This window comes from Kribbella sp. NPDC051718, assembly GCF_040681515.1.
Lineage (GTDB): Bacteria > Actinomycetota > Actinomycetes > Propionibacteriales > Kribbellaceae > Kribbella.
Window position 1 is genome coordinate 693,689 of sequence record NZ_JBFAYZ010000004.1, and the last position, 26,858, is coordinate 720,546.

Sequence of the window (26,858 nt, forward strand, 5' to 3'; positions counted from 1 at the left end):
CACTGAGGACATGCGGGTATTGATGGTGGAGGACGAGGAACGGCTGGCCGAGACGGTCCGGCGCGGCCTCACTGACGCCGGTTTCGTGGTCGAGCTGGTGCATGACGGCGAGGACGCGCTCTGGGCGGCGACCGAGCACAGCTACGACGTGATCGTGCTCGACATCATGCTGCCCAAGGTCAACGGCTACAAAGTGCTCGAGCAGCTACGGGGACGGGGAGTCTGGACGCCGGTGCTGATGCTGACCGCGAAGGACGGCGAGTACGACCAGACCGATGCCTTCGATCTCGGCGCCGACGACTACCTGACCAAGCCGTTCAGCTTCCTGGTACTGGTCGCCCGGCTGCGAGCCCTGATTCGGCGAGGCGGCCCCGAGCGCCCTGTCGTACTGGTGGCGGGCGACCTGACGCTCGACCCGGCACGGCGCCGGGTCGAGCGGTCAGGCGAGGAGATCGCGTTGACGCCACGCGAGTACGGCCTGCTGGAGTTCCTCCTACGGCATCGCGGCGACACCGTCAGCAAGATGGAGATCCTCGAGAGCGTCTGGGACCCCGCCTTCGATGGCGACCCGAACGTCGTCGAGGTCTACATCCGCTACCTGCGGCTCAAACTGGACGCCCCCTTCGGCCGGCACGCGATCGAGACCGTGCGCGGCATGGGGTACCGGCTCGACAGCGACGGCGGCTAGGAGATGACTTTGACGCAGCAACGAACAAGCCCAGCTCGCCGCCGGTACGTCCTACCCGCCGCGGGCACTGCGCTGGCTGCGGCCGGCACAGTCGGGGCTATTGCGCTCGCGGACGCCGCCACCGAGTCCGACGGCCTGGCGGCGTTCGATCCCGGGTTCACTGCGGATGCGGTGGCTGCTCGGCGGGAGCCGTTGACGAGCCTGGCGCACGCGTTGACCTTCATCGGTTCGGTGCCGGTTCTCGTCGCGCTGATGCTGGTCGCGGCCGTGTTGTTGTGGCGGTGGACGGGGACCCTGCGCGCGCCGGGGCTGCTGCTGTTCGCCATGGCGGGGTCGGCGGCACTGACGTATGTGCTCAAGCTGCTGGTCGAGCGGAAACGGCCCGGCATCACCTTTGTCCTCGGCCCGGTCGACAACGGATATGCGTTTCCGTCCGGCCACACGCTGAACTCCACCGTCTTCTTCGGCATGCTCGCCGGGCTGATGTGGGCGAGCCTTCGATCGAGCAGAGCCAGGACCGCCGTCGGGCTCACCGCCACGGTGCTGAGCCTCGGTATCGGGCTGAGCCGGGTTTACCTCGGCTATCACTGGGCCACCGATGTCCTGGCCGGCTGGGCCATCGCGGTTACCTGGCTCACCATCGTGGCGGCGGTGGCCTACTTCACGCGAGATTTGGTCCGGCCGCGGGGCCTCTGACCGGCAGTCTGACAACGCAGCGGGCACCGCCAAGAGACGACTCACCCAACCTCGACGGTGCTGCCGTGTCCGTGCACAATCTCCTGGACAATCGACAACCCGAGCCCGGAACCGCACTGCTGGGGTCGCGGCTGGCGTCCAGCCGGACGAATCGCTCGAACACCCGGGCTCGTGCGCCCGGAGGGATCCCGTCCCCGTCGTCTTCCACTTCGACCGTCACAGTCTCGGAGCTCTCGGCGAGCGTGAAGCGCACGGTACTGCGGACCGCGTTGTCCGCGTTGTCCGCGTTGTCCGCGAGATTTCGGATCACCTGGCTCAGCTTGTCCGCGTCCCCGGACACCCGGACCGCCGGTACGACACCCTCGATCACTGGCCGCCCGCGTTTCGCAGCCGGCGCAGCTCCGTGTCGATCAGATCGTTCAGGTCCACGTCGGTGTGATGGAGGCGCAGAACGGTGTTGTCGGCCTTCAGGTCCGCTCGTCTCAGCATGAAACCAGTTGCAGGCCCGGCCAAGGACGAACCTCCCATCCGTGAAGGTTCGGTTATTCATTCCTCCAATGGATAGTGAAATAGGAGGTGATGGACCGGTCGAGCAGGTCAGGGAGCGGGAGTGGTGAGGGTTGGGATCAGCGGCGGCCGAGGAGCCTGCTGAGGAAGCCGCCGCCGGTGCGCTCGGCCTTGGGGTGGCCGCTGCACCATTGGTCGGCGGGGACGCTGGACTTGACCTGGGTGACGTGCTGGCCGCAGCCGGCCCAAGTGGTCTTGCCGCAGGTCTTGCAGGTGGCCGGTCGGCACATGGTGGTTCTCCTTGTGGTGTGGTGGTGATCCGTCGTGGGCGAAGGTGCCGTTGGCGGTGCCCTCGTGAGCCAAGGCCGAGAGGTGTAGCAGGCCGGCCTGGTCTGTAGGCCGCAGCTGCACGGGCAGGAGCGGAGAGGGCTGAGGTGTCGGTGGGTTGAGGTTGAGGGTTCAGGTGAGCGTGGGGAGCGCCTGGCTGGCGGTGTAAACGGCGACACCAAGTACAAGACGGTGAACGCGGCGGAGAGCTTGGTGGTGTCGATGCGATCGGCGAGCCGGGCGCCGCCGAAGCCGCCGACCGCGGAGGCGACGGTGAGTGCGGCGACCAGCGCCCAGTCAGGGCTGGTTCCGGAGCCGGCGCGGACCGCGAGAGCGGCGGCGCTGGTCACGGTGATGACCACCAGCGATGTGCCGGCAGCGTAGGTCACAGGCAGTCCGAGCGCGAGGACGAGGGCCGGCACGACGAGGAAGCCACCGCCGACGCCTAGGAAGCCGGTCAGCAGCCCGACGACGGTGGCGGTGACCAGCATCTTCACCGCCCGGGGGCAGTCGCACATGAACCCTTCGCGGAAGGTGATGATCGGGTCGTCCAGCATCGGTCGCGGCGGGCCCGGGCGACTGGGATCGCTCTCGTGTCCGCGACCGGAGCGCCGGGACTGGCGCGCGAGCCGGAGCTGCCGCAACGCCATCAGGCCGCCGACGAGCAGCATCAGCGCGGCGAACGCGGCGAGCAGGACGGAGTCGGCCACATGGGCCGCGGCCTTCGCTCCCGCGGCGGCGCCACCGATCGCCACGACGCCGAAGGCGACACCTCGACCGAGCATCACGTTCCCGGCCCGGTGCGCGGTGACCGCGCCGATCAGCGAGGTGACGCCGACTACGATCAGGGAGCCGGTGGTCGCCTGTCCCGCGTCCTGGTCCAGCAGGTAGACCAGGACCGGGACGGCGAGGATGGAGCCGCCACTGCCGAGCGCGCCCAGGCTCAGCCCGACGAGCGCGCCGGCGACGAGCGCCAGGAGCAGGATCACGCCTCGGGGCCCACGAGGTGCAGCCCGACTTTCTCGGCGTTGTCGAAGCTGTCGTCGATCGCGACGACCTGACGTCCGGCGGCATCGAGGATCGAGGCGGCGATGCTGGCGCGATAGCCGCTCGCGCAGTGCACCCACAGTTCACCCTCGGGAACGTCGGCGACGCGCTGGGGCAGCTCGTGAATGGGGACGTTGACCGCACCCTTGATCCGGGCCGAGTCGTGCTCGTCAGCGCGGCGGACGTCGACAACGACCACCGGGCGGTGCCGTCGGGCCTGCTCCAGATCGGCGAAGGTTCCAGTCGGAAAAGACGCAAGCTCTTTGTCGGTCCAGTCTTCCGGGCTCCCGGTGGCTCGGGCGGCTGGACGGTCAATGCCGATGCGGACGAGTTCGCGCTGGGCCGCGGCGACGTCCTCGGCCGTTTCGCCGAGGAGGGTGAGGGGGGTTCCCCAGGTGATCAGCCAACCCACGTAGGTGGCGAACGCGCCGTCGAGTCCGAAGTTGAGTGTGCCTTTGGCGTGGCGGGCCGCGAACGCGGTCCGATTGCGCAGGTCGACGACCCACTCACCGGCCTCGATGCGCCGGCGCAGCTCACCGGGGTCGGCCTCCGACGGAAGGGGTGAGGTCGGGCTCCGACGGCCCGGCCGCGTTCGCGGGGCTCATGTGGGCGTAGTACGCCGGGTAGGCGCCGAGCCCGTCGAGGAGCTCACGGACGTAGGTCTCCTCGTCCTGGGCGAGTGCCGGGTTCGACTGCTTCTCCTGCCCGATCGTGGACTCGGTCGCATCGGACTGGGTCGCGGCACAGAAGGAGCCGAAGCCATGGGTGGGGAAGACCTCGGTCTGGTCGGGCAGCAACTCGGCCAGCTTGTGGGCCGAAGCGTGCTGGTGACGGACCAGCGCGTCGGTGTGCTCCGCGCCGAGCAGGTCGGGGCGGCCGGTCGCGCCGTACAGCAGCGAACCGCCGGAGAACACCCCGACCGAGTTGTCGACGCCGCTGGCAGCGTGCGCGTCCGTCAGGGCGTAGGAGAGGTGGCTGAAGGTGTGGCCCGGAGTCGACAGCGCCGTGATGCGCATTCGTCCGCCGACCTCGACGGTATCGTCGTCGCGAATCGGTGTGCGCTCGAAGGAAACCTCGTCCTCGGCGTTGACGTAGTAGGCGGCACCGGTGTGCTTGGCCAGGGCGAGGCCGCCGGTGACATAGTCGTTGTGGATGTGAGTCTCGAAAACATCGGTCAGCCGGACCCCGTGCTTCTCGAGAGTTCTCAGCACGCGGTCGATGTCGCGCTCCGGGTCGACTACGAAAGCCACCTCGCCGTCGTGGACCACGTAGCTGCGGTCGCCGAGCGAGGGCGTCTCGATCGGGACGATCGTCAGATCGGCGCTCATCAGGGTCACTCCTGTCGTGTGTCGTTCGGGTGGACTGGTCAGCTGGAGCCGGGAGCGTCGGTCTCGACGGATCGTCCCGATCGCACCCAAGCGGCGGTACCACCAGCCACGGAGTAGGCGTCGAACCCGGCAACGAGCAGCAGGTCGGCCATCGCCGCACTGCGGTTCCCCGAGGCGCAGACCAGATACACAGGCCGCGACTTGTCCAGGTCCGCTAGCCGGGAGGGCAATCGCCCCATCGGCACCGGCACGGAGCCGGGCACATGACCGGCCAAATACTCGCTCGACTCGCGGACGTCGACCACGGTCGCGCCATCGGATCGCGCACGCGCGAGCCGATCCACATCAATCTCGGGCGTTGTTTCGCTCATCGCTGGTATTCCTCCATTCTTGCGGTACCCAGATACCGGGTGGGGTATTCAACCCAAGCCAACTTACACACCCCCGGGGGTATTCTTCAACTGAGGGCACCGCCTACCGCCGCAGCTCGTCAGTCGCGGATTCGCCCGGCCTTCCCGCTGGAGAAATACCTCGGGGGGTATAGTTGGTGGGTGCCGGTGCCCCATTCGTGGCCTCGACGTCGAGGCCGCAGGTGCCGAGAAGAAGCGGAGCAGTCGATGAACAGCTACACAATCGCCAAGACGCTCACCCAGCCTTACGACGTCGTCGTAGCGGCGGTCCGCGTCGCGCTCCACGAGCAGGGGTTCGGGATCCTGACCGAGATCGATCTCAAGGCGACATTGAAGGACAAGCTCGACGTCGATGTAGCGCCCCAGGTGATCCTCGGTGCCTGCCGGCCTGCCCTGGCGTACGAGGCGATGACCGCGGAACCGTCCATCGCCGCAGTCCTACCCTGCAACGTCGTGGTCCGAGCCGTCGATGACACCGCTACGGTCGTGGAGGCGTTCGACCCGGACGCGATGATGGGACTAGCAAACAACGACATCCTGCGCACCGTCGCCGCCGACGCCAAGCAGCGGCTCACCGCCGCATTAGCGGCGCTGGACTCGACTGAAGGAGAAAACTGATGGAGCTCGACCCCGCCGAGATGACTTCAGTGATCAACCGTATCAAGCGCGCCCGTGGGCAGCTCGACGGTGTGCTGCGAATGCTCGAGCAGGGACGCGACTGCGAAGACGTCATCACTCAGCTCGCCGCAGTATCCCGTGCGCTGGACCGGGCCGGCTTCGCAATCGTCGCAACGGGCCTGCAGCAGTGTCTTGCGGGCGGCGACACCATCGACAGCGTGGACGTGAAGAAAATGGAGAAGCTGTTCCTCTCTCTCGCATGAACGCCGCCGATCCGGCGGACGTCCCGGCCGCGGGACCTGGCCCAGGAGAGATGAGCGGATGGAGATTGCCACCACCCGCAACCTTGCGGCGAGAGATTCCTTGATCTCTACCCGACCGGGTCCGGAGCAGCAAGCGGAAGCCTGACAACGAACCGGGCACCACCCAGGCCCGATTCGGTGATCTCAACTGTTCCGCCGTGGCCGCTAACTACTTCCCGGACGATCGCCAACCCGAGGCCCGAGCCACCGCTACCGCGGTCCCGGCTCGCATCCAGCCGCACGAAGCGCTCGAACACACGCCACCGCTCCGGCACGGGGATACCCTCACCATCATCTTCCACGGTCACCGTCGCTGTACCGGCTCCTTCGGCGAGGGTGAAACGCACCTTGCCGTGCGCCGCGCTAACTGCGTTGTCAGCGAGATTCCGAAGTACCTGGCTGAGCTTTGCCGCATCGCCTCTGACTCGGACAGCCGGTATGACGCCCTCCACGACGAGACCGCCTGCAGCGCGTAAACGGCGGAGTTCGATGTCGATCAGGTCGTCGAGGTCGACGTCGGCATGCTGAATCTGCAGGCCGGTGTCGTCCGCTTTGGCCAGTAGCAGGAGATCCTCGACCAGTCGCCGCATCCGCTCGGTCTCCGCCTGCATCACCTGGTGCAGTTCAGGCGCAGCCTGCCCGGACTCGTCGGCCATGATCACGTCCAGCGCCGCCATCAGACTGGCGATCGGCGACCGCAGTTCATGGCTCGCGTCCGCGACAAAGCGCCGCTGTGTCTCCTGGCCGGACTGCAGACGGTCGAGCATCTCGTTCATCGTCACCGCCAGCCGGGCGATCTCATCGTCGGCGCCCGGCACCGGAACGCGTTCGGTGAGCTGCCCGACACCTATGCCATGCACCCTCGACCTGATCCGCTCGACCGGCCGCAGCGCTCTCCCGACCAGCATCCAGGTGGCGACACCGACCAGCACTAGTAGCAGCGGGAAGCCGACCAGGAGATATCTCGTCACGGTCGTCACCGTCTCGCGCTGAGTTCCGACCGATGAGGCGACCACGACCGTGTACCGGGACCCCTGAAATTCGGTGCCGCGGGCAACGATCAGGTACGGATTGTCGTCGTCGAGCAAAGGCATCCGGCCGACCTCGTCGCGGACCGACTGACCCGCGCCCGGTCTCGTCGTGGTCAGCGGCTCGCCGGTCCCACGGGGTGACGAACTCGCCACCACCTTGTTCTGCGCGTTCACCACCTGGATCAACTGCGAAACCCGGGTGTTTTCGACCAGCTCCCGGGCCAGTCCACTCTCGCCTTCTTCGGCCACCTGGCTGGCTACATCGAAGGCCCGTGACTCAGCTTGGTCAGCGACGCTGGTGATCAGCGTGCGCTGCAGCAACAGCAGAAGGATCGCCGCGCCGATGGTCAGCGCGGCAGCGACCACCATCAGCGCGGCGGCAGTCGAGCGCACCCGCACGCCGGACCTGCCAATGAACGCCGGCATCCTCATCGGGTACACCTTCCTTCACCGCTGCGGCTAGTGACGTCATAGTGCCACCAGCAACCGGCAGATCCACGCAATCCGGCGGGAACGACTCTCAGCTTGCCCTCAGCGCCTACCCACGAAAGTGTCGTCATGCAGACCTTGCAAAGACCGCGCCGCGCACCCGCTCAACGGGACACCCAAGTGCCGGTCCGACGGTGGCGGCTCCACCCGAGCCGACTCGCGCCCGTGGTCACCGGCCTGGTCGGTCTGCTCGGACTACTCAGCGTTCTCGACGCCACCATCCCGCCGCTGAGACCACGGCTGCAGACCTTGGCCGAGATCCTGCCCGCGTTCGTTCCCGAAATCGCCGGTGCCGCAGCGCCCCTGGGCGCAGTGCTGGTGCTCCTGTCCCGAGGACTGGCACGCCGCAAGCGACGCGCCTGGTTGGGTTCGCTTGTGGCCTGTCTCGTGCTGGCCGGCCTGCACCTGGCCGCACACGAACCGGAGCAACTCATCGGTGTACTTCTCGTGGTCGGGCTACTGCTGTGCTCGCGGCAGGCATTCACTGGCCGGCCGGATCCCCGAAGCCGGTTGCGTACGGCGTCGACGTTCTTGCTGTCCGGCGTCTTCGCCACCGCAATCGGTATCGGCTCACTGGTAGTCGACCGCGACGCACTGGTTGGTTCACCTCGCTTCCCTCAGGTTCTGGCACAGACGTGGGTTGGTCTCGTAGGTATCAGTGGGCCGGTTTCTTTTTCGTCGTCCAAGGTCCAGGGCCGAGTCGAAACCACCCTGCTCCTGCTTGGTGTCATGGTCGTGATCGCGACCCTGAGCGTCGCCTTGCGGTCAGCTCGCGGACCTCACCATCTCCTCCCGGACGAGGCTGCGCAGCTTCGCGAACTCCTCACCCGACCGCTCGCAGATTCCCTGGGGTACTTCGCCTTACGCGACGACAAGTCCGCCGTCGTCTCACCGACCGGCAAGGCAGCCATCGCGTACCGGGTCGTCGGCGGGGTCTCCCTGGCCAGTGGTGATCCGCTAGGAGATCGAGAGGCCTGGCCTGGTGCGATCGACGCCTGGCTCACCGAAGCCAGAAACTACGCCTGGATACCTGCCGTACTCGGCGCGAGCGAGCAGGGCGCGACGGTCTATCGACGACATGGACTGGATGCGCTCGAGCTGGGCGACGAGGCTGTGCTCGAGGTCGGTTCCTTCACCCTTCAAAGCAGGGCCATGCGGTCCGTTCGGCAGGCGGCGACGCGAGCCGAACGGCGTGGCTACACGGTCACAGTCGATCGTGCCGCCGACCTGCACCCGGTCGAGCTGGCGCGGCTTGGCGAACTCGCCGCCGATTGGCGGGTCGGTCAGGCCGAGCGCGGCTTCTCGATGGCGCTCGGCCGTTTCGGTGACCCGCGCGACCCCGGTACGGTCATTGTCAGCTGCCGCGACAGCGGCAGAACCGTCGCCGCGATTCTCGCTCTAGTGCCGTGGGGGACCGACGGACTCTCGCTGGATCTGATGACAAGGTCCCCTGGGGCCGACAACGGCGTCGTCGAGCTGATGGTGACCCGGCTTCTCGCCACCTCGGCCGCGCTGGGAATCGACCGCATCTCGCTGAACTTCGCCGTTTTCCGCTCGGTCTTCGAACGAGGCGGCAAGCTCGGCGCGGGTCCGATACTGCGGCTCTGGTACCGCACGCTGCTGCTGGCAAGCCGCTTCTGGCAGATCGAGTCGCTCTACCGCGCGAACGCGAAATACCAGCCGACCTGGCAACCCAGATTCATCTGCTTCCCCCGCGCTCGCGACCTACCCAAGATCAGCACCGCGGCCCTCAGGGCCGAATCATTCTTCAGGCTGCCGTGGCAACGCGCCAGATCAGGCGTGGAGCATCTCCAGCCGTAGCCCGCCACAGAGTCGAGCACCGCACGGATGCCGCGATCATCTGGCCATGCGCGGGCTGCTGCGATTGCCGCCGCTACCCCGCCGGCGCCAGGTGAACCAACGGGCACCACCCGGCGACAAAGCTGACACCGGCAGCCGGGAGCCTCGTGGTTCCCCGGGCCACGCAGGCGCAGCCCCGGGGGAGAGTCCCCGCCCGCAAACTCAAGGAGGCCTCCGAAGCGATCGCACGCCTGGTCGGTCCTGAGGCCGGACCAGGCCTGATGGGCAACGTTCCGCGCCTGATCGACGCTATCGTCCACGTCATCCCCGCGACTTCGCTGGACACGACCACTACGAAGGCCTCGCCCATCATCTCGAAACGACCAGTACTGGCACGGGCTGCTGCTCTAACGGGTGATCGTGTCGAGCGCGTCACGTAGCTGGTCCGCCGACGGGACCGAGACGATTCGGCCTTGCTCGTCGCGATAGAGCCGACACGACAATCCGTACGAAGGCTGGCCCGGTACGGCGAACGGGTCCACGCCGTCGATCAGTAGCGTGGGCGAGCCCGCCATGCCGAACCGTGCCGCATCAGCATCGCTGTCGATGGTATGGGTGACGACCAGCAGGTCGCTGGCCTGGGCGAGCCGCTCCAGTAGCGGCGGCAAATTCGGGCAATCCGGGACGTGCAGCACCTCAAGCCTCATCACACAATCGTCCCGCATCGCCGCGCCGGCCAGCATCTTCTGGCTCGGTGGCGGTGGTCTGGCTGGCTGGCAGAGTCACTTCCATGGATGAAGCGAGTGTCCGCCAACTGCTGGTGATTGGTGCTGGCCAGGCAGGGCTGGCGATGGGCTACCACCTGCAGCGCGCTGGAACCGACTTCGTGATCGTGGACTCAGGATCCCAGGTCGGGCACGTGTGGCGGTCACGCTGGGACTCGCTGCGGCTGTTCACCCCCGCTCAGTACGCTGGCCTGCCGGGCGTCCCGTTCCCCGCCCCAGCCGACTCCTACCCCGGGCGCGACGATGTCGCCGACTACCTGGCCGCTTACGCCGAACGACTCAGCTTGCCGATCCAACTGGACACCACCATCACCAGTCTCACCAAGACCAGCGACCGATTCACCGCCACCAGCAGCACCGGTCAAACGGTCCACGCGAAGCAGGTCGTTGTTGCGACCGGACCCTTCTCGCGGCCGTTCACGCCCGCGCTAGCAGCAGCCCTGGACGAGAACCTAGGGCAACTGCACACGGTCGACTACCGCAACCCCACTCAAATACCGCCCGGCCCGGTGCTGGTAGTCGGCGGCGGGAACTCCGGTTTCCAGATCGCGGCCGAACTGGCAGATGTCGGCCATCAAGTCGAGCTGGCCGAAGACTGCCGCAACGCCTGCGCTCCCCAGCGTCCACACGGCCGCGACGTGTTCTGGTGGTAAGACCGGATCGGACTGCTCAGCGTCACCGCCGACTCGCGGCTAGGCCAATTGATGAAAGACAACGACGGCACGGTGATCGGCTCAACCCGGCGCGGCCTTCGCCGTCGAGGCGTCATGCTGCGACCACGGCTTTCCGCAGTCGATGGCCGGATCGCACGCTTCAATGACGGCACGACCACCAGCCTGCAGACAATCGTCTGGGCCACTGGCTTCTTCGTCGACGACGTCTGGATCCAGATCCCCCAAGCACTCGACCACCATGGTCGCCTCAACCAGCACCGAGGCATCACCACCGTCCCCGGCCTGTTCACCCTCGGCCGCGCCTGGCAACACACCATCGGATCCGCTCTCCTCGGCTTCGTCCAGCACGACGCCGCTTGGCTCAGCCAACAGATCACCGGCAAGCCCCCACGACCCGTGACCACTGTCGCTCTCCCCGGCGAGAATGAGCCGGACGACGCCTGAAGGCAACCCGCTGCTGGGTCAAGCGACATGACGCCCGGACAGGCGTCTCCCAGAAAGGGGGCCTGTGACGTGGCCCTACCTCGTACGGTGGAAGTCGACCGACGGTTTGTCGGGTTCGCCAGCCAAGGTGCGCCGTCTTCGGCGAATCATCACCGGCCGCAGTACGACCGCAGACAGGCGGGCTGTTGGGGGCAACCAGGAGCGATTGACCCTTTTCGACTTCAGCCAAGCCCACTCGGTGTTCATCATCGCCATCGAGCGGGAATCGTGATCGAGCGTTACGAGATCAACCCTGACCTTGCCGGCGCTCTCCCCGAGTCACGCACGGCCGCGGCCGGCATCGCACCGGTCGAAGCGGCTTACCGGTTGCTCAATACCCACGCACTGCCTAATGCTGTCGTCGGATGAGGGGCGCGCTGGCCGGGCCTTCGCACAGGTCTGCCGCGGCCGTCACCAGTTCGTCGACCTACAGGTCGGTACACCGGCGCGCAGCGCGCTGCCGGGTCTAGCTGTTGCTGGGCAGGAGGTTGTTGACGGTGGTCGGCTGCGGACACGAGCGGACGATCTGGCGTCGCGGCGCTGACCACTGTGCGCGGCCGGATCAGCCGCCAGTTGTCTGGTCGAGTGAGCTGTAGGCGTGTCAGTCCCTGCCCGTCGAGGGAGCAGCATTCGCCGCACTATTGCCGAACGTAATGTGCAGGACTCGCAGATCGCCCTGGAACCCGCCCGTCGCGACGGCCTGCTCAATGCTGATCGCTCCCGCGGCGAGCCCGACAATGACGTCGGGCGGAGCGACGAGGAGCGTCTCGGGGATATCGTCCGGGCGGACAAACGCGCTCGGCCCTTCTTCATCGATCCGCAGAACCATGGCGAAGCCGTCCGTCTCGATGCCAAGCTCGACGGGAGTCGATGAGGTAGCACCTCGAAGTAGAGCAGGCAGCGCGAGGGTAAGCCAGCGCGGCTGGAACGCATCGTCTCCGCGGCCGGACGCGAGCAGCGGCGCTCCCCAGCGGCCGAGCGTTTCCATGGGCTCACGCAGTTCCTCGCCCCACGGCGTGAGTGCGTACGCAACTCCTCCGCCTTCCAGGCGGCGCTCGACGACGCCATGTGCCTCCAGGGTCCGCAGTCGCTCAGCGAGGAGGTTCGTCGCGATGCCTTTGAGTGACGTCTTCAGCTCGGTGTAGCGCATCGAGCCGGGAAGGAGCTCCCGCACGATCAGGAGGGTCCAGCGTTCGCCCACAACGTCCAGGGAGCGCGCGAGAGCGCAGAACTGCCCGTAGCTCTTGGGTCTCTTCGGCTTCTGGTTTACTTGATCCATCATGGTTGATTATATCAACTGAGAGATTCGTCGTCGAGGAGAGGGGCTCCTGTGGAGCTGAGCATCAGCTGGTGGGCAGTCGTGGTCGCGATCGTGGTCGGACTAGCGATCGCATGGGTCTGGTACAGCGATTGGGGACTTCTCGGCCCCGCCTGGCGGAAGCTGACCCGCGTGACCAAGGAGGACTCCGCAAAGGCCGGCAAGGGTCCGTTCGCAATCCTGGTGATATCGATCATCGCGACCGGTCTCGCCCTCGCCGTCGCCTGTTCCATCGTGTCCGCCTTCTTCGGCGGTGAGTCCGTATGGCTCGCCCTAGTCGTAGGCGTCGTCGCCTGGCTCGGGTTCTCGCTCTCGACCTTGGCGCAGCACAACGGCTTCGAGCAGAAGCCTGCGCGGCTCACCGCGATAAATAGCGCCTACCAGCTGGTCCTGTTCTTAGGCATGGCAACCCCGATCGGATTGCTCCAGCAGTAACAGAGCAAGGGCAGTAGTCGATGGGACATCACAACGCGCCGTTGGTCCTGGGTGAAGGCGTCGCTCGGTCGAGCGCTGCAGAACACGCCCGATCGCGCACGTTGCGGCCGAGATGAGCATCTCCCGTGCAACCGCATCAAAGTGGGTCAACCGATACAAGCAGTTCAGCAAGCGGTGTCGACGACCGGTCGTCGACACCGCTGCGCCACCCGACTGCGACCTATTCATCGGTGGTCACCCGCGTCGAGTGGATGCGGCATGAGCACAAGTGATCCGCAGCGCGGATCGAGCTCGAGCTCTCCCTTGAAGACGTCGCGATCAGCCGCCGCACCGTCTCGCGCATCCTGCTTCAGCTCGGCCTCAACCGCAGACGGTTCATTCATCCGAACGGCGACAGCAACCGCTAGCCACGAAAGGTCGTCGCCAAACGTCACGGCCACATGGTGCATATCGACGTGAGACAGTGGGGCGTTTCCCCGACGGCGTCGGCCAGCGCGTCCACGGTCGTGACAATCCCGAAGGTCGCGCCGCCGAACGCTCAAAGACATGGCAGCAAACGCGGATACGTCTACCTCCACTCCGCTATCAACGGTCGGACCAGGCTCGCTACACAGAAGCCCTCTATGACTAGAAGGGCCTCTGGGTAACCTCGAACGTGCGAAGACCTGGTTCGCTGTCGACGGCGCGTGGAAACTGACCCCCAGGCGGCAGGGCAGGTTCTAGTCATCGTTGCAATACGTGGTGCTCCGCGGAGGCTAGCAGCGCACTGAACAGCTCGGCGGGTGAGCGATCTTCGAGGACCCGACGGGGCCGGTTGTTGATCTCGTTCTCGACGGCCCGCAGGTGTTCTGGGGTGTGGATGCTCAGGTCGGTTCCTTTCGGGAAGTATTGACGCAGGAGGCCGTTGCCGTTCTCGTTCGAGCCGCGTTGCCAGGGTGAGCGGGAGTCGCAGAAGTAGATTGACGCGCCGAGCGTGGCGGCGATGGCAGTGTGGCGGGCCGGCTCGGTTCCCTGGTCCCAGGTGATCGAACGCAGCAGCACCGCCGGAAGATCGCTCATGTGCTGCTTCAACGCGGCGTGCAGGGCATCGCTGTCGCATTGCGGAAGGTGCAGCAACCGGATGGTTCTGGTCGTCCGCTCGATCAGAGTCCCGATCGCCGACGCCTGGTCTTTGCCGATGATGAGGTCTCCCTCCCAATGGCCAGCCTCGGACCGGTCCTGTGGGGGAATGGTCTGTCGTGGATGGACAGCATGGGCTGCTCGAAGGGGGCCGACGACGCTCGGTCTTCTGATGCGCTCGTCGGTGGTCTCGTCCGGTGCGCAGCGGCGATCGATGCTGAGGCGCGACCTGCGCCGGGCGCACCAGCGTCGTTCCAGGTTGGTAGACGGCCTGGTAGATACTCTCGTGACACAACCACATCTGCGGCTGTCCCGGATGGCGGAGCCGAAGATGCCGGCTGAGCTGCTGTGGACTCCAACGCTGCGACAGCCACTCCGCCACCAGGTCATGCAGTGCAGGGTTGGCGTCGAGGCGTCGCGAATGTAGGCGGGTTCTTCGAGTGGTCGCCTGGCGGTGCGCATCGAACGGACGATAACCGCCGTGTCTGCCTGTGCTGGCGTTGCGGCGCAGCTCACGCGAGATCGTCGACGGCGCCCGGCCCAGACGCTCCGCGATCCCGCGGATGCTCAAGCCAGCGTGCCGCAGATCTGCAATCTCGATCCGCTCCTCCTGCGACAAGAACCGCGAGCTGATCCAACCGCCTGGCTAGCCCGCTCCCGTTGCCGTCGACAACGTCCTGGCCTCATACATCTAGCCTGCGCGGTGAGCAGTGGTCTTGGCGACGACGTCAGCAACGACTCGGTCTGCGACCGTCTTGAGTTTGGTGTTGCTGTCTTGGGAGATCCGGACCAGGAACGCGAAGGCGCGGTCGGGGTCGATTGTGTAACGCTCCATCACGACCCCGACCGCCTGACCGATCACATTGCGGCTGGCCAGCGCCTGAGTCATGGTCTCTTCGTGCCTGGCCCACCCCATCGCAATCGCGACCAGGCCGGCGTACATCGCGCCCAGCGCACGGGTCTCACTATCGAGACTGTGCGGCTCATCCGCGTAAAGATTCAGCGCACCCCGAGCGTGCGGCTCGGCCCGAAACTGGAAGGCGATCTGCGCACCGAACCCGAGCGCCGCGGCGGCCGGCCCGTACTCGGGCCACCGTGGGTCGGTAGCCAGCTCACCAGTCTCGACCACCGGCTCGGACAGCGCCGCCTCCAGGCACGGTCCCTGGCGCAACTTGTACTGGATCTGATCGGCCAGAACCACCCGCTCGTCGGTCGGCGCGAGAGTCTCGATCCGGCCATCACGAGTCGTCACCGACAGGCTGGCCTGGGTGATGCCGGGAACGGTGTCGAGCACACTGGCCAGGAGTTGGTCGAGCGTCTCGTCCAGCTCAAGCGGCCCCGCCAGTGTTGCGGCCACTGCGGTCATCACCGCAGCGAGGTCATCGGGCGAATCCGGGGTCATCGACAACTCCTCAGCTACGGCGATCTCGGCTCACCCTAGTGCGTTAGCGGCAGCCGAATGGACCATTACAGCCGGGGCCGGGAACGTCACACAAGGTCACGATCCGAAGCAAGGATTGACCTCATCGCGCGTTACGCCTGGTCGGGTGAGGTCGGTCTCGGCGCTGGCTGCTGAACGTCGAGGCCTGGAAATGTCGGCCGCCCGAGCAACCGTCACCTTGGCGGCAAAATGCTTCCGCTCACTAACAGTATCCGGCCAGGGGGCACGGCTGTTACACGGAGCCTTTTCGCAGACGCCACGTCCAGCTCAACCTTCAGCCTGAACGCTCATGTGCCTGGCCGAAGGTGAAAGCATTCGGGTCATCGTTACCAAGACTGGCGCGAGTCTGGCTGTCGTGCACGGTGTCGTCAGCACGTAGTACTACCCGGGGCCGGAAGCAGCTGAGCCGACGCTTGATCCTCCGGTGAAGTTCCGGAGCAGAGCAGCCAGACAGAATGACACCAGTTCTCAGCTAACGCTCAGACATGGGCCGCTACGGTCCTCGCCATGGCCAGGATTGCTGTCTGTGAGGACGACCCGGCGCTGCGCGGTCTGCTGCGACGAGCCCTGCTGACCGACGGCTACTCGATCGCTGTCGCAGCGAGCGCCTCCGAGCTTCTGATCCAGCTCGACCCAGCTCCCGATGTCGTAATCCTCGACATCGGTCTGCCCGACGCCGACGGCCGCGATGTCTGTCTGGCATTGCGAGCGCAAGGGGTAGACGCCCCGGTGCTCATGCTCACGGCAATGGGCGGCATGCATCAAAAGGTCAGCGGCTTCGAGGCCGGCGCGGACGACTACCTCACCAAACCCTTCGACCTGCCGGAGTTGCTCGTGCGGGTTCGTGCCCTGCTGCGCCGGGTCACGGTCACGGTGGCCAGCGGCGAAGTGGAGCTTGATCCGACCAGCCACCAGGTGCGTCGAGGCAAGGCTGGGGAGGCGCTGACACCGACCGAGTTCCGGCTGCTCGGACGGCTGATTTCGGTGCCTGGCGAAGTGGTCCGCCGGCATTCGCTGGTCGCCGCCGGCTGGCCACATGGGGCCTCGGTCAGCGAGAACACTCTGGACTCGTATCTGCGGCGCCTTCGCGTGAAGCTTCACCGGCTGGGGATCGCCGATCGGGTCGCGACCGTCCGCGGCGTGGGCTATCGATGGGACTGAGCGGCTTCCAGTCCCGGATCATCTCGCTCGCGGTGCTGACAGCGACCCTGGTCGTGGCCGTCTTCGTGGTGCTCAGCCATGTCCTGCTGACCCGATCGACGGATGCGGACATCCGGACGCTGGCCCGTACCCGGGTCGAGGCGGTCGCCGGGACAGTCCAGGTACACAACGGAAAAGTACGGCTCGTCGAGGGCACTGGCGACGCCTTCGACACAGTCGCCTGGGTCTTCGAGGACGGCTACCTCATCGACGGGGTCGATCACCCAACCGTCGCAGCTGCCGTCGACCGGCTCGGCAGCACCGGCCAGGACGAATTCCTGATCACCGATCGCTATCTGCTGCACGCCGAACCGCTGCCGGTGAAGGGGCACCAGGTCACCATCGTCGTCACGGTGGACCTCACCTCGTACGAGCACTCGGAACAGCGCAGCCTGGTGATGTCGCTCGCCCTCGGCGCCCTCGCGGTCGCGTTGGCCGGCTTCATCGCGTACCTCGGCGTCAGCCGTGCCTTACGCGTCGTTCAGCGTATGTCGGTCCTCGCTGATGAGTGGGGAAATCACGACCCGACCCGCCGCTTCGGGCTGGAGTCCCGCGACGAGTTCGGCGCGCTGGCCCGGACCCTCGACCGCCTGCTCGATCGCGTCTCGGACACCATCGCCGACGAGCGGCGGCTGACCGACGAGATCGCTCACGAGCTACGGACGCCGATCGCCGTACTCCGCGGCGAAGCCCAACTGGCCGAGCTCTCGAGCACACACATCGAGCCACAAGTCGTCCTCACCGAGGCAGACCGGCTCGACACCGCCGTCAGCACCATCCTCGACGCAGCCCGCTCGCGCACCCGACAAGCCGAGACTTGCCGACTTGCGGTGGCCCTGCGGCATGTCTGCAGGGGTCGCGAGGTGCGGGTCGACAGCGCACCGGACGTCGCCGTGGCCGTCCCAGCCGGCGTCGTGACATCCGTCGTGGCTCCCCTGCTCGACAACGCCATACGCCATGCGCGAACGTCCGCATTCCTGCAGGTGGAGACGACCGACCACGGCATCCTCGTGCATGTTCTCGACGACGGACCCGGCTTCCGGCCGGACGAACTCGAGCGCGTCTTCGAAGCCGGGCACAGCGCTTCGGACAGGCATGGCCTCGGCCTGGCAGTGGTCCGCCGGATCGCGAACGCCACTGGTGTCGGCGTCCGGGCGGTGGCTGACGGCCGGGGCCATGTCGAAGTACGGTTCCCGCCGGCCTGACAGCTGCAGTCAGGTTGTCTGCAGGTGATCCGCGCAAGGGTAGCCGCCATGACTACTAATACCGCGACCCGTTCGGCAGTACCCCGGGCGCTGCTGAACAAGGTGCCCGAGGTAACCATCTGGTTCTGGCTGATCAAGATCCTCTGCACGACGGTCGGTGAGAGCTTCGCCGACTGGATCAACATGCAGCTCGGCGTCGGACTCGTCGCCACCGCGGTCATCTTCACCGTGGTCTTCGCAGTCGTCCTCGGCTGGCAACTGAGCACCAGGCAGTACAAGCCGGCCGCCTACTGGCTCACCGTCGTGGTCGTCAGTGTCACCGGCACGCTCTACACCGACATCCTGACCGACCAGCTCGGCGTACCGCTGTGGCTCAGCTCCTCGGTGTTCGCCGTGGCGCTCGCTGCCGTCTTCGGCATTTGGTACGCCCGTGAACGCACCCTCTCGATCCACAGCATCATCAGCCTGCCCCGCGAGGCCTTCTACTGGCTGGCCGTACTGGTCACCTTCGCCCTCGGTACCGCGACCGGCGACTGGACCCTCGAGCTCACCGGCTGGAGCCCCGGCGTCTCGGTCCTCCTCCCCCTCGCTCTCATCGCGATCATCGTCAGCTGCTGGCGACTCGGCGCGAACCCGGTCCTTGCCTTCTGGCTCGTCTACATCCTCACCCGCCCACTCGGCGCGAACCTCGGCGACTGGCTGGCCGCTCCGAAGGTCCCCGATCAGGGTCTGGGCCTAGGCACACTCGTCACCAGCCTCATCTTCTTGAGCGCGATCCTGGCGACCGTCGTCTACCTGACCTTCACCAAGAGCGACATCATCGACGGCCACCGCGCCCGTACGCCGAAGTACCACCGCCCCGCCCGGGAACTGTCCCTCATCGCCGTCATGGCGATCGCTGCCATCGCCGCCGGGGCGCTGCTGAGCTGGGCCTCCGCGCAACCCCACACCAACGCAGCCGCCGAGAAGGAAGGCCCGAACCCCGCAGCGAACGCTCACCTCACCCCCGAACAGTCGACAGCCGCCTTCCCCAAGGCCGATGTGGCCCAGTTCCGTACCCTCGTCAGCAGCATGGACACCGCCCTCGCCAAGGGCGACCAGCCCGCCCTGAACATCGCTGTCGACAGCTACGAGAAAGCCTGGGACGACGACCAGCCCAAGCTCGAGAAGCTGGACAAGAAGGCCTGGGGCTTCATCGACAGCCAGAACGACGCCGTCTTCACCTCGGTCCGCGAAACCAAGAACCCGGACACCGAGAAGGCAGCCATCCAGACGCTGCTGAAAACCCTCGGCGGTTAGGGCGCACCACGTCGGGCCGTGGGCGGAGCAGCCCCAGCACCGCCAGCGGCCCGACAAACCCGCTGGACGTCGTCATGCATGACTCGGCGCCACGCCAGGATTTCTGCGGAGCCTGGACGGGGCGGATCAACCAAGAGCGCGGCAAGCAGCCCTAGCGACGAGAGTCAGCGTTCTCGGTCTTTTCGGGGCATGATGTGGGAGTTGAACTCTCATTAGTGGGGGTTCCTCGACGTGCCCGGGAGCTTTGTGACGTCTTCTGATTCTGCTGCGCGGCTGGATGCTGACGCCTTCGCCAGGTTGGCTCTTGAGCTGCATGATGCTGACGGCTTCGATGAGACTGTCGAGACGGTGGTGCAGTTCGCGCTCCAGGCCGAGAACTGCTCGTACGCCGGCGTCGCGCTCGCAACGACTGGCGGCGGGGTCGAGATCGGCGCGGTCACCGATCCGCTCGTCGAAGCGATCTATGCCGCACAGATCGACGCCGCCGACGGGCCGATGCTGCAAGCACTGAACTCCGGGACAACCGTCTACGTTGCCGACGTTGCCAAGGAAACACGCTGGCCACGCTGGCTGAGCGAAGTCGCCGCGGGGAAGGTTCGCAGCGTGCTGCACGTTCCGATGAAAGCTGGTGACAAGGTGATCGGGGGGTTGTCGCTCTACACCCTTCACCCGGACGCGTTCACTGCCGACGACGAGGCGATCGCACACATCCTGGCTCGGTACGCGTCGGTCGCGGTCGCGACCGCGCGACATGAAGACACGATGGCCCGGGCAGTGGATGCCCGCAAACTGGTCGGGCTGGCAATGGGCATCTTGATGGAGCGCTTCGACCTCGACGGCGACCAGGCCTTCGCGGTCCTGCGTCGCTATTCCCAGGACACCAACACCAAACTGCGCGATGTTGCCCAGCACCTCATCGAAACCCGCAAACTCCCCCACCTGACCCCGGACCGCGTAACAACCGGGCTGTCCGATCGATAGGAATACTGAGACTCGCCGTCGGCGTTGACGGCGAATCCGCAGGGGCACCTACCCCCTAGGACGACCGGGTTGCTCGAGCAGCCCGGGAGGTCCAGGTTCCGGCGTTGAGACAACAGCGCTGGAACCGCCGCCCAGTCTCTCGCCCGCACAACCCCGAGGTCGGCCTCAGGGAAGACACTCCAACCACCAGCCAACGGGCCACCACGACGATCCTTGGACGTCCACACCGAGCAACCAACGGCGCTCCCACAGTAGGCGCAGAATCCAGCGGTCACCTCCACCAGATCAGCCAGAGATTCGGCGTCAGACTGGACGAGCCGCCAGCTCGCTGTCGGCGTCGGGAAGATCACGGTCGAGGTGATCGGCATGGAAGAGCGCCTGGTCCAGCAGCCCCTTCACGTGATCGTCGGCGGCCGAGTAGTACACGAAGGTGCCCTCTCGGCGCCCCTTCACCAGGCCGGCCAGGCGCAGCTTGGCCAGGTGCTGGCTAACAGCCGCGGGAGCGGCGCCCGCGAGCTCGGCCAGACAGGCCACCGACGACTCGCCCTGCAGCAGTGCCCACAAGACCTTGATCCGGGTCGGGTCGGCCATCAGCCGGAACGATTCCGCAGCGAGGTGGACCTGTTCCTCGTTGGGCATCTCGAAGTTCTCGATTGACGAGTGCATCCACCCACACTACAACTGCCCGCCTGCTTGCGTATATGCATGTATGCGCAGGTAACATGCATAGGTGGCCACAGATACCGACACAGCGGCAGCCCGCAGCGAGACCTCACTTTCAGCTCGAACGGCCCCCGGTGGCGGATGGTGGCGCAGCGCGTGGACGCTGCCCGCGGTGCGCTGGGCGACCGCGGCAACGGTTCTGTTCCTGGCCGGGCTGGTCGTTCATCTGAGCGGTGGACCGACGTGGGTCTACTGGTCGCTGTTCTTGGCCTGCTACGGCGCAGGCGGGTGGGAACCGGGCTGGGCGGGGCTACAGGAGCTGAGGAACAAGCGCCTCGACGTCGACCTGTTGATGGTTGCGGCAGCGATCGGCGCCGCCTCGATCGGACAGGTCCTGGACGGCGGACTGCTGATCGTCATCTTCGCCACCTCCGGCGCGTTGGAGGCGGTCGCGACCAAACGCACCGAGGACTCCGTCCGCGGACTGCTCGACCTGGCGCCCGACACCGCCACCCGAATCGCGACGGTCAATGCCGCCGGGTCAATGGAGGAGACTGTCCAGGTCGCCCTCCTGGACGTCGGGGACGTCGTCTTGGTGCGGCCGGGCGAACGGATCGGGGCCGACGGGACCGTGCTCGGCGGCGCCGGCGAGGTCGACCAGGCCACTATCACCGGCGAACCGATGCCGGTCGACAAGACTGCCGGTGACGAGGTGTTCGCCGGCACCCTCAACTGCACCGGCGCACTGCGGATCCGGGTCGACCACCCGGCCGCCGAGTCTGTGGTCGCACGGATCGCCGGACTGGTCGAGGAAGCAGCCCGGACCAAGGCCAAGACACAGTTGTTCATCGAGAAGATGGAACAGCGATACTCGATCGGCATGGTCGCAGCGACCGTCGCGCTGTTCGTGATCCCGCTGCTGCTCGGGCAACCGGTCACGCCGACGCTGCTGCGGGCGATGACCTTCATGATCGTCGCCTCACCTTGCGCGGTCGTCCTCGCGACCATGCCGCCGCTGCTGGCGGCGATCGCCAACGCCGGCCGCCACGGCGTCCTGGTGAAGTCAGCGGTCGTGATGGAACAGCTCGGCGCGACCACACAGGTCGCGATCGACAAGACCGGAACTCTCACCCGCGGCACACCGCACCTGGCGGAGATCCGGCTCCTCGACGACATCTCGTTCACCCGCGACGAAGTGCTCGCGATCGCCGCCTCAGCCGAGCACCCCAGCGAGCACCCACTCGCCGCGGCAGTCGTGTCGGCCGCTCGCATCGCCGGACTCACCCTGGCGCCGGTCGAGGCGTTCACCGCGACCGCAGGCCTCGGCGTGACGGCCACGATCGACGGCCGGCAAGTGCAGATCGGCGCGCCGTCCACGCTCCTCACCAGCTCCACCGGCCGCCACCAAGCCGCCCGCTCGGCCATCGCCGAACTCCAGGAAACGGGAGCGACCGCGGTGGTCGTCCTGATCGACAGAGCCCCGGTTGCGATCCTGGGGATCGTCGACCAGCTCCGCCCCGAAGCGGGAGCAGCGGTCCAGCGCCTGACCCATCTCACCGGGAAGCCGCCACTCCTGCTCACCGGCGACAATGCCGCCACCGCCGGCCAGGTCGCAGCAGCGGTCGGTATCACCAGCGTCCATGCCGAGCTGCTGCCCGACGGCAAGGTCGCCGCGGTCCGCGAACTCCAAGCCGCCGGCGAGCGCGTCACCGTCATCGGCGACGGCATCAATGACGCACCAGCGCTTGCCGCCGCGCACGCCGGGATTGCCATGGGCGGCGCCGGATCCGACCTGACCCTGCAGACCGCCGACGCGGTCGTCGTCCGCGACGACCTGACTACCATCCCGGCCGTGATCGCGCTGTCGCGAAGGGCCCGCCGGGTCGTGACCGCGAACTTGCTCATCGCAGCCACCTTCATCACCGTCCTGGTGATCTGGGACCTTGCAGGCCACCTGCCCCTGCCGCTCGGCGTCGCAGGCCACGAAGGCTCCACAGTCATCGTCGGCCTCAACGGCCTGCGGCTGCTTCGCAACGCCGCCTGGAACCGCGCCACCAACCAGAATGGATAGCCCTATGACCTCCCCGGCAGGGCCGGGCGCGGTCGGACGCGTTCGGCGACGACGATTTCGCAGTGGCGCACGTTCGAGGTGCTGAAGCGGTACTCCCAGCACAACCGCAAGCTGCGTGATGTGGCCGCGGCACTGATCGAGACACGGGCACTGCCACCAGCGAAGCAATTGCGCGCTGAACGGTGAAGAATATGAAGGGAGAGGCCTAGCGGCGCCGATCCGCGAGGCCTCTCTTCATGAGGTAAGTGGTCACCGTGGGTACCGGACCAGACGGGCCGGAGCAGACCGCACGGCTGACCTCAGCTCATCGCGGACGCTACCTGGCGCCCGGTGCGCTAGAGACGATCGGCTATCCGTCGTCGGGCTCTGGACGGTGGGTGGTGCGTGAGCAGCCGAGGTAGGAGCTCCACTCGCGGAGGCGGCGAAGGGCGTGTTCTAGGTCGCGGTGGACGGCGAGGGGTCGGAGGGGGCGGCGTCTTCCAGGTAGCAGGATTCCCAGAATGTGCGTAGCGCGGAGAGTTCTTCGGTGGTGGTGGCGTCGTCCAGGTCGCGCCAGCAGACGACGAAAGGATTGTCGATGGCGGTGCTTGTCATCGACAGGGCTCGGATCAGGTCGTCTTGGGAGGTCATCGGGCACGCGTCGCTTGGTCGATGCTTCGTTGGATCTGGTCGGCGCCGCGACGGGCCGTCCTGGCGCCGTCGCTGCCGCGGCTCCAGTTGCGGATTTCTTCGTCGCGTTCACCGCAGACGGCGGCGAGGTCTTGGAGATCGCGAGGCTGGGCTGAGCCGCCGAGGACAAGGCGGAGGGTGGCGGCGTCCCACATCGCGGCAGCGACCTGTTCGCCCACGGCGCAGAGGTTGGCGATCCCGTCGAGGATCATGCCCAACGGCGGCTCGAGGCGGCCGCCCAAGTTGCCGGCAGCAATTTGGCGGGCGAAGGGAGTCAGCTGAGTTGGTCACACCACACCGCCCGCAGAAGTCCCGCCTACTCACGGGCAGTTGGCTGTCCATCGAGACTGCCCTTGCCGCCGGGCTCCTCGCCGACGCTCCTGGGGCGCAGTCGGTCGTGGAGATCCCGCTGACCGATGGTTCACGGTTCGAGGGCCTGCTGAGCCTCACAGCAAGTCCTCGCAAGCCTCTAGCGACCACACCATCGCCTCTGCGCACCTGATCGACCGTCAGGCCACCCACGCGATCGCCGACGCAGGACTCATCGAGGTTAGGTGGCCACCGCACTAGAACCTCTACTACTGCCAGAGCTCTAAGCCGTCCGCGGCGACCTCGACGAATCCGTCAGATACGGCTCAGCTGATCAGTCGACTGTTCAAGTGGGGTTCGAGGTCGATCTCGACAATGTGTACCTGGATCTGCGCAGGTGTGCCGGTGATGCCAGCGACCGCGGCGGTTACGGCCTGATGGACTGCTTCGCCGACTTGGGCGCTCTGGTGGTGGATGCTGACCACGATTCTCAACTCGATGCGGAGATGTTCGCGATCGCTGGTGAGGTCGACTTCGACCCCGCCGATGTCCGGCAGGGCTTTCCCGGTTGCCTGGGTCCAGGCCTGTGCGGCGAATTGGCGCAGCAAGCCGAGGACTCCAGGCTGGAGTCGTACGACACCCGGCACCGCACGAGCCGCTGTGGCGGCGGCGTCAGCGACGCGAATCTCGGTCAGCAGGCCGGAAGGGATCAGCTTTCCTGGAGTCCACTTCGGGGTCATCATCGTGCCTCCGGGCGATCGGGGTCGGTCCAGACGTCGACTACCTCGAAGTCCAGGGTCTCGAGCGCCAATCCGATCCGCTCGGGCAATGCTGCCGCTACCCGCAGGCGCGCCTCGTCCAACGCTGCGACCTGACCGGATCCGAAGCGCAGTGCCACCGACATCCATACCCGCACCGACTCAGGGCTGGCCGGGGGCATCTCGATTTTGCATTGGTGTGCCCGGATCCCGTCCACGCCGTCTACGACGTACCGCAGTACGGCGGCCAGCGCCGAGGTGGAGATGTCCACTTGTGCGGTGGGGGTCGGCAGTGGGATGGTCTGGCCGAGGCTGAGGTCGGCGCGGACCGCGGTCATGATCTTGTCCAGAAAGCCGGCCGACGGCTCGGCGGGATCATCGATCAGCGCTCGGGTGGCCTCACTGAGTTCGTCCAGGCTGGCGCGTGCCGTGGTGCAGTGCGGACAGTCGAGGCTGTGCGCGCTGGCGCGGCCGGCCTCCATCTCGTCCCAGACCTCCTCGACCGAGCGGCCGCACGGCAGCAGGTGCCCGGTCTCCTGGGTGGGGTTCATCTCCACGGCTTCATCACCTCCGCTAGCTCGGCGCGTGCTCTGGCTATTCGTCCTCGGACCGCTGTCGGCGTCGCCCCGACGAGGTCGGCGATTTCGTTGTACGACCTGCCATGCACCTCGCGCAGGAGCCAACAGGCCCGCTGTGGTGGTGGCAGTTGTGCCAGCGCCAGGGTCAGTGCGTTCATGGCCTCGCTGTTGTTGACCGCGCGGGCCGGATCGCTGTCCGCGCCGGTCGCGACCGGGGTGTTGTGGTCGTCGAGCTCGTCGACGGGCTTGCGCCGCTGCAGGATCGTCAGGCACTTGTTCGTCGCCGTCCGGTACAGCCAACTCCCGAAGGCACCGTCCTGCTGGATCTCCGGCAGTTTGCGCCAGGCGGTCACGAAGACCTCTTGCGCGACATCTTCGGCTTCGCCGCTCGCGCCGTTGAGCATCCGTAGACACAACGAGTAGATCCGCCGCTGGTACCGGCGTACGAGCATCTCGAAGGACGCGGGATCCCGATCGCGTGCTCGGGCCACGAGCGTCGCCTCGTCGAGCTCGACCATCCCAGCCGGCGTCACCGATCTCCTCCTCCGTGTTCCCACTCTGGAGCCTGGCAGGCCCATTGAAGTGGAGACGACGCCAGGGTCGCAGATGTCACGGCACAACCCGGGATTGCCCCAGTGATCGTGCTCACAAGCACACCACCATGACATCTGGCCGCCCGCCGATGTCTCACTGGCAACGAAACCGAATCAACTCCGACCGCCGAGGAGAAACCATGTGGGCCTTCCTGTCCCGCCGCTTCCAGCTCTGGCTCGTGCTCGCCGTCGGCGCTCCCCTTGCGTCATGGCTGCTCGCCCGGATCGGGCAGCAGCTCGAGACCCGGAACGGCCCCACGCGGATCAGCAACGTTCTGCGTAGGAGCAGCAGCACGATCGGCGGCAAAGCCCGCGGACCGCTGGCACGTGATCACGAACACGTCGGCAAGTCGAACCAGCCGGCCGGTCGACCGTGACGAATCACTACCTGCCGATGTCCAACCAGAGACAGACCATCCAGAACCACCAACCGAAGGACGATCTGATGACTGACACCACCACCGGCACTTCGCTCAAGCCGGGCACCAAGGATCTCGTTGCCGACGGCAACCTGGGCGGCGCGCAGGGCAAGACCACCATCGCGGACACAGTGGTCTCAAAGATCGCCGGGATCGCGACCCGTGAGGTCGGCGGCGTCTACGACCTGGGCGGTACCGCGGCACGCACGGTCGGCATGATCCGCGACCGGATCCCCGGCTCGAAGACCAACCTGTCCCAGGGCGTGACGGTCGAGGTCGGCGAGAAGCAGGCCGCGATCGACCTGCAGATCATCGCCGAGTACGGCGTCAGCATCGCCGACCTCGCCGACGGCATCCGCCGCAACGTGATCTCCGCGGTCGAGCGAATGACCGGCCTGGAGGTCACCGAGGTGAACATCGCCGTCAGCGACATCCACCTCGAAGGCGAAGACGACAACACCGCCGACGCCGACATCGAGCCCGCCGAGCGCCGGGTCCAGTGACCACCCCGACCAGCCTGACTTCCGGCGTCCGAGCAGGCTGGCCTGATCCGGCCGGGCCACCTGAACTCGCGGAGCGAATCGCGGCGGCAGTCCGGCAAGTACCCGGAGTCGC

The 26,858-nt window shown here is 66.6% G+C and carries 32 protein-coding genes and 2 pseudogenes; 16 read left to right on the forward strand and 18 right to left on the reverse strand.

The annotated features are described in order from the left end of the window. Positions 1-10: 10 nt before the first annotated feature. Together AB0M15_RS18955 and AB0M15_RS18960 are read left to right on the forward strand one after the other, a co-directional pair. Positions 11-688, forward strand: a complete 678-nt coding sequence (locus AB0M15_RS18955) for a response regulator transcription factor (protein ID WP_363820082.1) — start codon at positions 11-13, stop codon at positions 686-688. A 3-nt stretch (positions 689-691) separates the two neighbouring features. Then, entirely contained in the window at positions 692-1,384 is a 693-nt protein-coding gene (locus AB0M15_RS18960) for a phosphatase PAP2 family protein (protein WP_363820085.1), read from the forward strand. Here the strand turns inward: AB0M15_RS18960 and AB0M15_RS18965 are convergent. The 6 genes and pseudogenes from AB0M15_RS18965 to AB0M15_RS18990 all read right to left on the reverse strand — a co-directional run bounded on the left by AB0M15_RS18965 (position 1,350) and on the right by AB0M15_RS18990 (position 4,964). Further along, positions 1,350-1,754 (reverse strand): ATP-binding protein, encoded by a 405-nt coding sequence (locus AB0M15_RS18965; protein WP_363820087.1) that lies wholly within the window; start codon positions 1,752-1,754, stop codon positions 1,350-1,352. The two genes, AB0M15_RS18960 and AB0M15_RS18965, sit on opposite strands and share 35 nt — an antisense overlap. Next, positions 1,751-1,873, reverse strand: coding sequence for a hypothetical protein (locus tag AB0M15_RS18970; RefSeq protein ID WP_363820090.1), 123 nt, complete (start codon positions 1,871-1,873; stop codon positions 1,751-1,753). Before AB0M15_RS18970 ends, AB0M15_RS18965 begins: the two co-directional genes overlap by 4 nt. Positions 1,874-2,454: 581 nt before the next feature. Beyond that, a pseudogene (locus AB0M15_RS18975) lies at positions 2,455-3,207 on the reverse strand (sulfite exporter TauE/SafE family protein); the annotation flags it as partial. Continuing rightward, positions 3,204-3,677, reverse strand: a complete 474-nt coding sequence (locus AB0M15_RS18980) for a rhodanese-like domain-containing protein (protein ID WP_363820092.1) — start codon at positions 3,675-3,677, stop codon at positions 3,204-3,206. The gene AB0M15_RS18980 and the pseudogene AB0M15_RS18975, both read right to left, overlap by 4 nt. 121 nt (positions 3,678-3,798) lie before the next feature. Further along, a complete protein-coding gene (locus tag AB0M15_RS18985) occupies positions 3,799-4,593 on the reverse strand; it encodes an MBL fold metallo-hydrolase (RefSeq protein WP_363820095.1) in 795 nt (264 codons plus the stop codon). A 38-nt stretch (positions 4,594-4,631) separates the two neighbouring features. Next, on the reverse strand, positions 4,632-4,964 hold the full coding sequence (locus tag AB0M15_RS18990; RefSeq protein WP_363820097.1) for a rhodanese-like domain-containing protein: 333 nt from the start codon (positions 4,962-4,964) through the stop codon (positions 4,632-4,634). A gap of 246 nt (positions 4,965-5,210) precedes the next feature. Here AB0M15_RS18990 and AB0M15_RS18995 point away from each other — a divergent pair, with 246 nt between their 5' ends. Both AB0M15_RS18995 and AB0M15_RS19000 read left to right on the forward strand, forming a co-directional pair. After that, positions 5,211-5,621: a DUF302 domain-containing protein gene (locus tag AB0M15_RS18995; RefSeq protein ID WP_363820100.1), complete on the forward strand. Its 411-nt coding sequence runs from the start codon at positions 5,211-5,213 to the stop codon at positions 5,619-5,621. Beyond that, the gene (locus AB0M15_RS19000) at positions 5,621-5,884 is read left to right on the forward strand and encodes a metal-sensitive transcriptional regulator (protein WP_363820103.1); all 264 of its coding nucleotides are present in this window, start codon (positions 5,621-5,623) and stop codon (positions 5,882-5,884) included. The genes AB0M15_RS18995 and AB0M15_RS19000 overlap by 1 nt, the downstream gene beginning before the upstream one ends. Before the next feature lie 107 nt (positions 5,885-5,991). Here AB0M15_RS19000 and AB0M15_RS19005 read toward each other — a convergent pair whose 3' ends face one another. Continuing rightward, entirely contained in the window at positions 5,992-7,386 is a 1,395-nt protein-coding gene (locus tag AB0M15_RS19005; protein WP_363820105.1) for an ATP-binding protein, read from the reverse strand. Positions 7,387-7,563: 177 nt separating this feature from the next. Between AB0M15_RS19005 and AB0M15_RS19010 the strand changes: the two genes are divergently transcribed. Beyond that, positions 7,564-9,264 carry a phosphatidylglycerol lysyltransferase domain-containing protein gene (locus AB0M15_RS19010; RefSeq protein WP_363820108.1) on the forward strand — a complete coding sequence of 567 codons (1,701 nt, stop codon included), beginning with the start codon at positions 7,564-7,566 and terminating at the stop codon, positions 9,262-9,264. A 386-nt stretch (positions 9,265-9,650) separates the two neighbouring features. On the opposite strand, the gene AB0M15_RS19015 is transcribed toward AB0M15_RS19010, so the two are convergent. Continuing rightward, positions 9,651-9,950: a thioredoxin family protein gene (locus tag AB0M15_RS19015; protein ID WP_363820111.1), complete on the reverse strand. Its 300-nt coding sequence runs from the start codon at positions 9,948-9,950 to the stop codon at positions 9,651-9,653. An 83-nt stretch (positions 9,951-10,033) separates the two neighbouring features. Between AB0M15_RS19015 and AB0M15_RS19020 the strand changes: the two genes are divergently transcribed. Next, on the forward strand, positions 10,034-10,681 hold the full coding sequence (locus AB0M15_RS19020) for an NAD(P)/FAD-dependent oxidoreductase (protein WP_363820114.1): 648 nt from the start codon (positions 10,034-10,036) through the stop codon (positions 10,679-10,681). Positions 10,682-10,732: 51 nt separating this feature from the next. Next, positions 10,733-11,146: a hypothetical protein gene (locus AB0M15_RS19025; protein ID WP_363820117.1), complete on the forward strand. Its 414-nt coding sequence runs from the start codon at positions 10,733-10,735 to the stop codon at positions 11,144-11,146. Positions 11,147-11,786: 640 nt separating this feature from the next. Here the strand turns inward: AB0M15_RS19025 and AB0M15_RS19030 are convergent. Next, positions 11,787-12,467, reverse strand: coding sequence for a helix-turn-helix domain-containing protein (locus AB0M15_RS19030; protein WP_363820120.1), 681 nt, complete (start codon positions 12,465-12,467; stop codon positions 11,787-11,789). Between the two features lie 48 nt (positions 12,468-12,515). Between AB0M15_RS19030 and AB0M15_RS19035 the strand changes: the two genes are divergently transcribed. Next, on the forward strand, positions 12,516-12,938 hold the full coding sequence (locus AB0M15_RS19035) for a DUF1761 domain-containing protein (protein ID WP_363820122.1): 423 nt from the start codon (positions 12,516-12,518) through the stop codon (positions 12,936-12,938). A gap of 91 nt (positions 12,939-13,029) precedes the next feature. Next, positions 13,030-13,200 carry a hypothetical protein gene (locus AB0M15_RS19040; RefSeq protein ID WP_363820253.1) on the forward strand — a complete coding sequence of 57 codons (171 nt, stop codon included), beginning with the start codon at positions 13,030-13,032 and terminating at the stop codon, positions 13,198-13,200. A gap of 461 nt (positions 13,201-13,661) precedes the next feature. On the opposite strand, the gene AB0M15_RS19045 is transcribed toward AB0M15_RS19040, so the two are convergent. The 3 genes and pseudogenes from AB0M15_RS19045 to AB0M15_RS19055 all read right to left on the reverse strand — a co-directional run bounded on the left by AB0M15_RS19045 (position 13,662) and on the right by AB0M15_RS19055 (position 15,459). Further along, complete coding sequence (locus AB0M15_RS19045) at positions 13,662-14,519, reverse strand: IS30 family transposase (protein ID WP_363820125.1); 858 nt, start codon at positions 14,517-14,519, stop codon at positions 13,662-13,664. 46 nt (positions 14,520-14,565) lie between these two features. After that, positions 14,566-14,676, reverse strand: a pseudogene (locus AB0M15_RS19050) (helix-turn-helix domain-containing protein); the annotation flags it as partial. 72 nt (positions 14,677-14,748) lie between these two features. Continuing rightward, a complete protein-coding gene (locus AB0M15_RS19055; protein WP_363820128.1) occupies positions 14,749-15,459 on the reverse strand; it encodes a GAF and ANTAR domain-containing protein in 711 nt (236 codons plus the stop codon). Between the two features lie 546 nt (positions 15,460-16,005). Between AB0M15_RS19055 and AB0M15_RS19060 the strand changes: the two genes are divergently transcribed. From AB0M15_RS19060 to AB0M15_RS19075, 4 genes are all read left to right on the forward strand, one after another. After that, on the forward strand, positions 16,006-16,659 hold the full coding sequence (locus AB0M15_RS19060) for a response regulator transcription factor (RefSeq protein ID WP_363820131.1): 654 nt from the start codon (positions 16,006-16,008) through the stop codon (positions 16,657-16,659). Beyond that, entirely contained in the window at positions 16,650-17,903 is a 1,254-nt protein-coding gene (locus AB0M15_RS19065) for a HAMP domain-containing sensor histidine kinase (RefSeq protein WP_363820134.1), read from the forward strand. Before AB0M15_RS19060 ends, AB0M15_RS19065 begins: the two co-directional genes overlap by 10 nt. Positions 17,904-17,951: 48 nt before the next feature. Next, the gene (locus tag AB0M15_RS19070) at positions 17,952-19,202 is read left to right on the forward strand and encodes a hypothetical protein (protein ID WP_363820137.1); all 1,251 of its coding nucleotides are present in this window, start codon (positions 17,952-17,954) and stop codon (positions 19,200-19,202) included. Between the two features lie 246 nt (positions 19,203-19,448). Next, a complete protein-coding gene (locus AB0M15_RS19075) occupies positions 19,449-20,183 on the forward strand; it encodes a GAF and ANTAR domain-containing protein (RefSeq protein WP_363820139.1) in 735 nt (244 codons plus the stop codon). Between the two features lie 303 nt (positions 20,184-20,486). On the opposite strand, the gene AB0M15_RS19080 is transcribed toward AB0M15_RS19075, so the two are convergent. Beyond that, a complete protein-coding gene (locus AB0M15_RS19080) occupies positions 20,487-20,849 on the reverse strand; it encodes a metalloregulator ArsR/SmtB family transcription factor (protein ID WP_363820141.1) in 363 nt (120 codons plus the stop codon). Positions 20,850-20,913: 64 nt separating this feature from the next. On the opposite strand from AB0M15_RS19080, the gene AB0M15_RS19085 reads away from it, so the two are divergent. Further along, complete coding sequence (locus AB0M15_RS19085; RefSeq protein WP_363820144.1) at positions 20,914-22,917, forward strand: heavy metal translocating P-type ATPase; 2,004 nt, start codon at positions 20,914-20,916, stop codon at positions 22,915-22,917. A 435-nt stretch (positions 22,918-23,352) separates the two neighbouring features. Here AB0M15_RS19085 and AB0M15_RS19090 read toward each other — a convergent pair whose 3' ends face one another. The 5 genes from AB0M15_RS19090 to AB0M15_RS19110 form a co-directional block, all read right to left on the reverse strand. Then, a complete protein-coding gene (locus AB0M15_RS19090) occupies positions 23,353-23,547 on the reverse strand; it encodes a hypothetical protein (RefSeq protein WP_363820146.1) in 195 nt (64 codons plus the stop codon). Next, positions 23,544-23,798, reverse strand: coding sequence for a TraM recognition domain-containing protein (locus AB0M15_RS19095; protein WP_363820149.1), 255 nt, complete (start codon positions 23,796-23,798; stop codon positions 23,544-23,546). Before AB0M15_RS19095 ends, AB0M15_RS19090 begins: the two co-directional genes overlap by 4 nt. Positions 23,799-24,221: 423 nt before the next feature. Beyond that, positions 24,222-24,638: an Asp23/Gls24 family envelope stress response protein gene (locus AB0M15_RS19100; protein WP_363820152.1), complete on the reverse strand. Its 417-nt coding sequence runs from the start codon at positions 24,636-24,638 to the stop codon at positions 24,222-24,224. After that, entirely contained in the window at positions 24,635-25,210 is a 576-nt protein-coding gene (locus AB0M15_RS19105) for a hypothetical protein (RefSeq protein ID WP_363820155.1), read from the reverse strand. Before AB0M15_RS19105 ends, AB0M15_RS19100 begins: the two co-directional genes overlap by 4 nt. Beyond that, positions 25,201-25,764 (reverse strand): RNA polymerase sigma factor, encoded by a 564-nt coding sequence (locus tag AB0M15_RS19110; RefSeq protein ID WP_363820157.1) that lies wholly within the window; start codon positions 25,762-25,764, stop codon positions 25,201-25,203. Before AB0M15_RS19110 ends, AB0M15_RS19105 begins: the two co-directional genes overlap by 10 nt. Before the next feature lie 200 nt (positions 25,765-25,964). Here AB0M15_RS19110 and AB0M15_RS19115 point away from each other — a divergent pair, with 200 nt between their 5' ends. Together AB0M15_RS19115 and AB0M15_RS19120 are read left to right on the forward strand one after the other, a co-directional pair. Then, entirely contained in the window at positions 25,965-26,201 is a 237-nt protein-coding gene (locus AB0M15_RS19115; RefSeq protein WP_363820159.1) for a hypothetical protein, read from the forward strand. A gap of 17 nt (positions 26,202-26,218) precedes the next feature. Next, on the forward strand, positions 26,219-26,746 hold the full coding sequence (locus AB0M15_RS19120) for an Asp23/Gls24 family envelope stress response protein (RefSeq protein WP_363820162.1): 528 nt from the start codon (positions 26,219-26,221) through the stop codon (positions 26,744-26,746). Positions 26,747-26,858 lie beyond the last annotated feature (112 nt).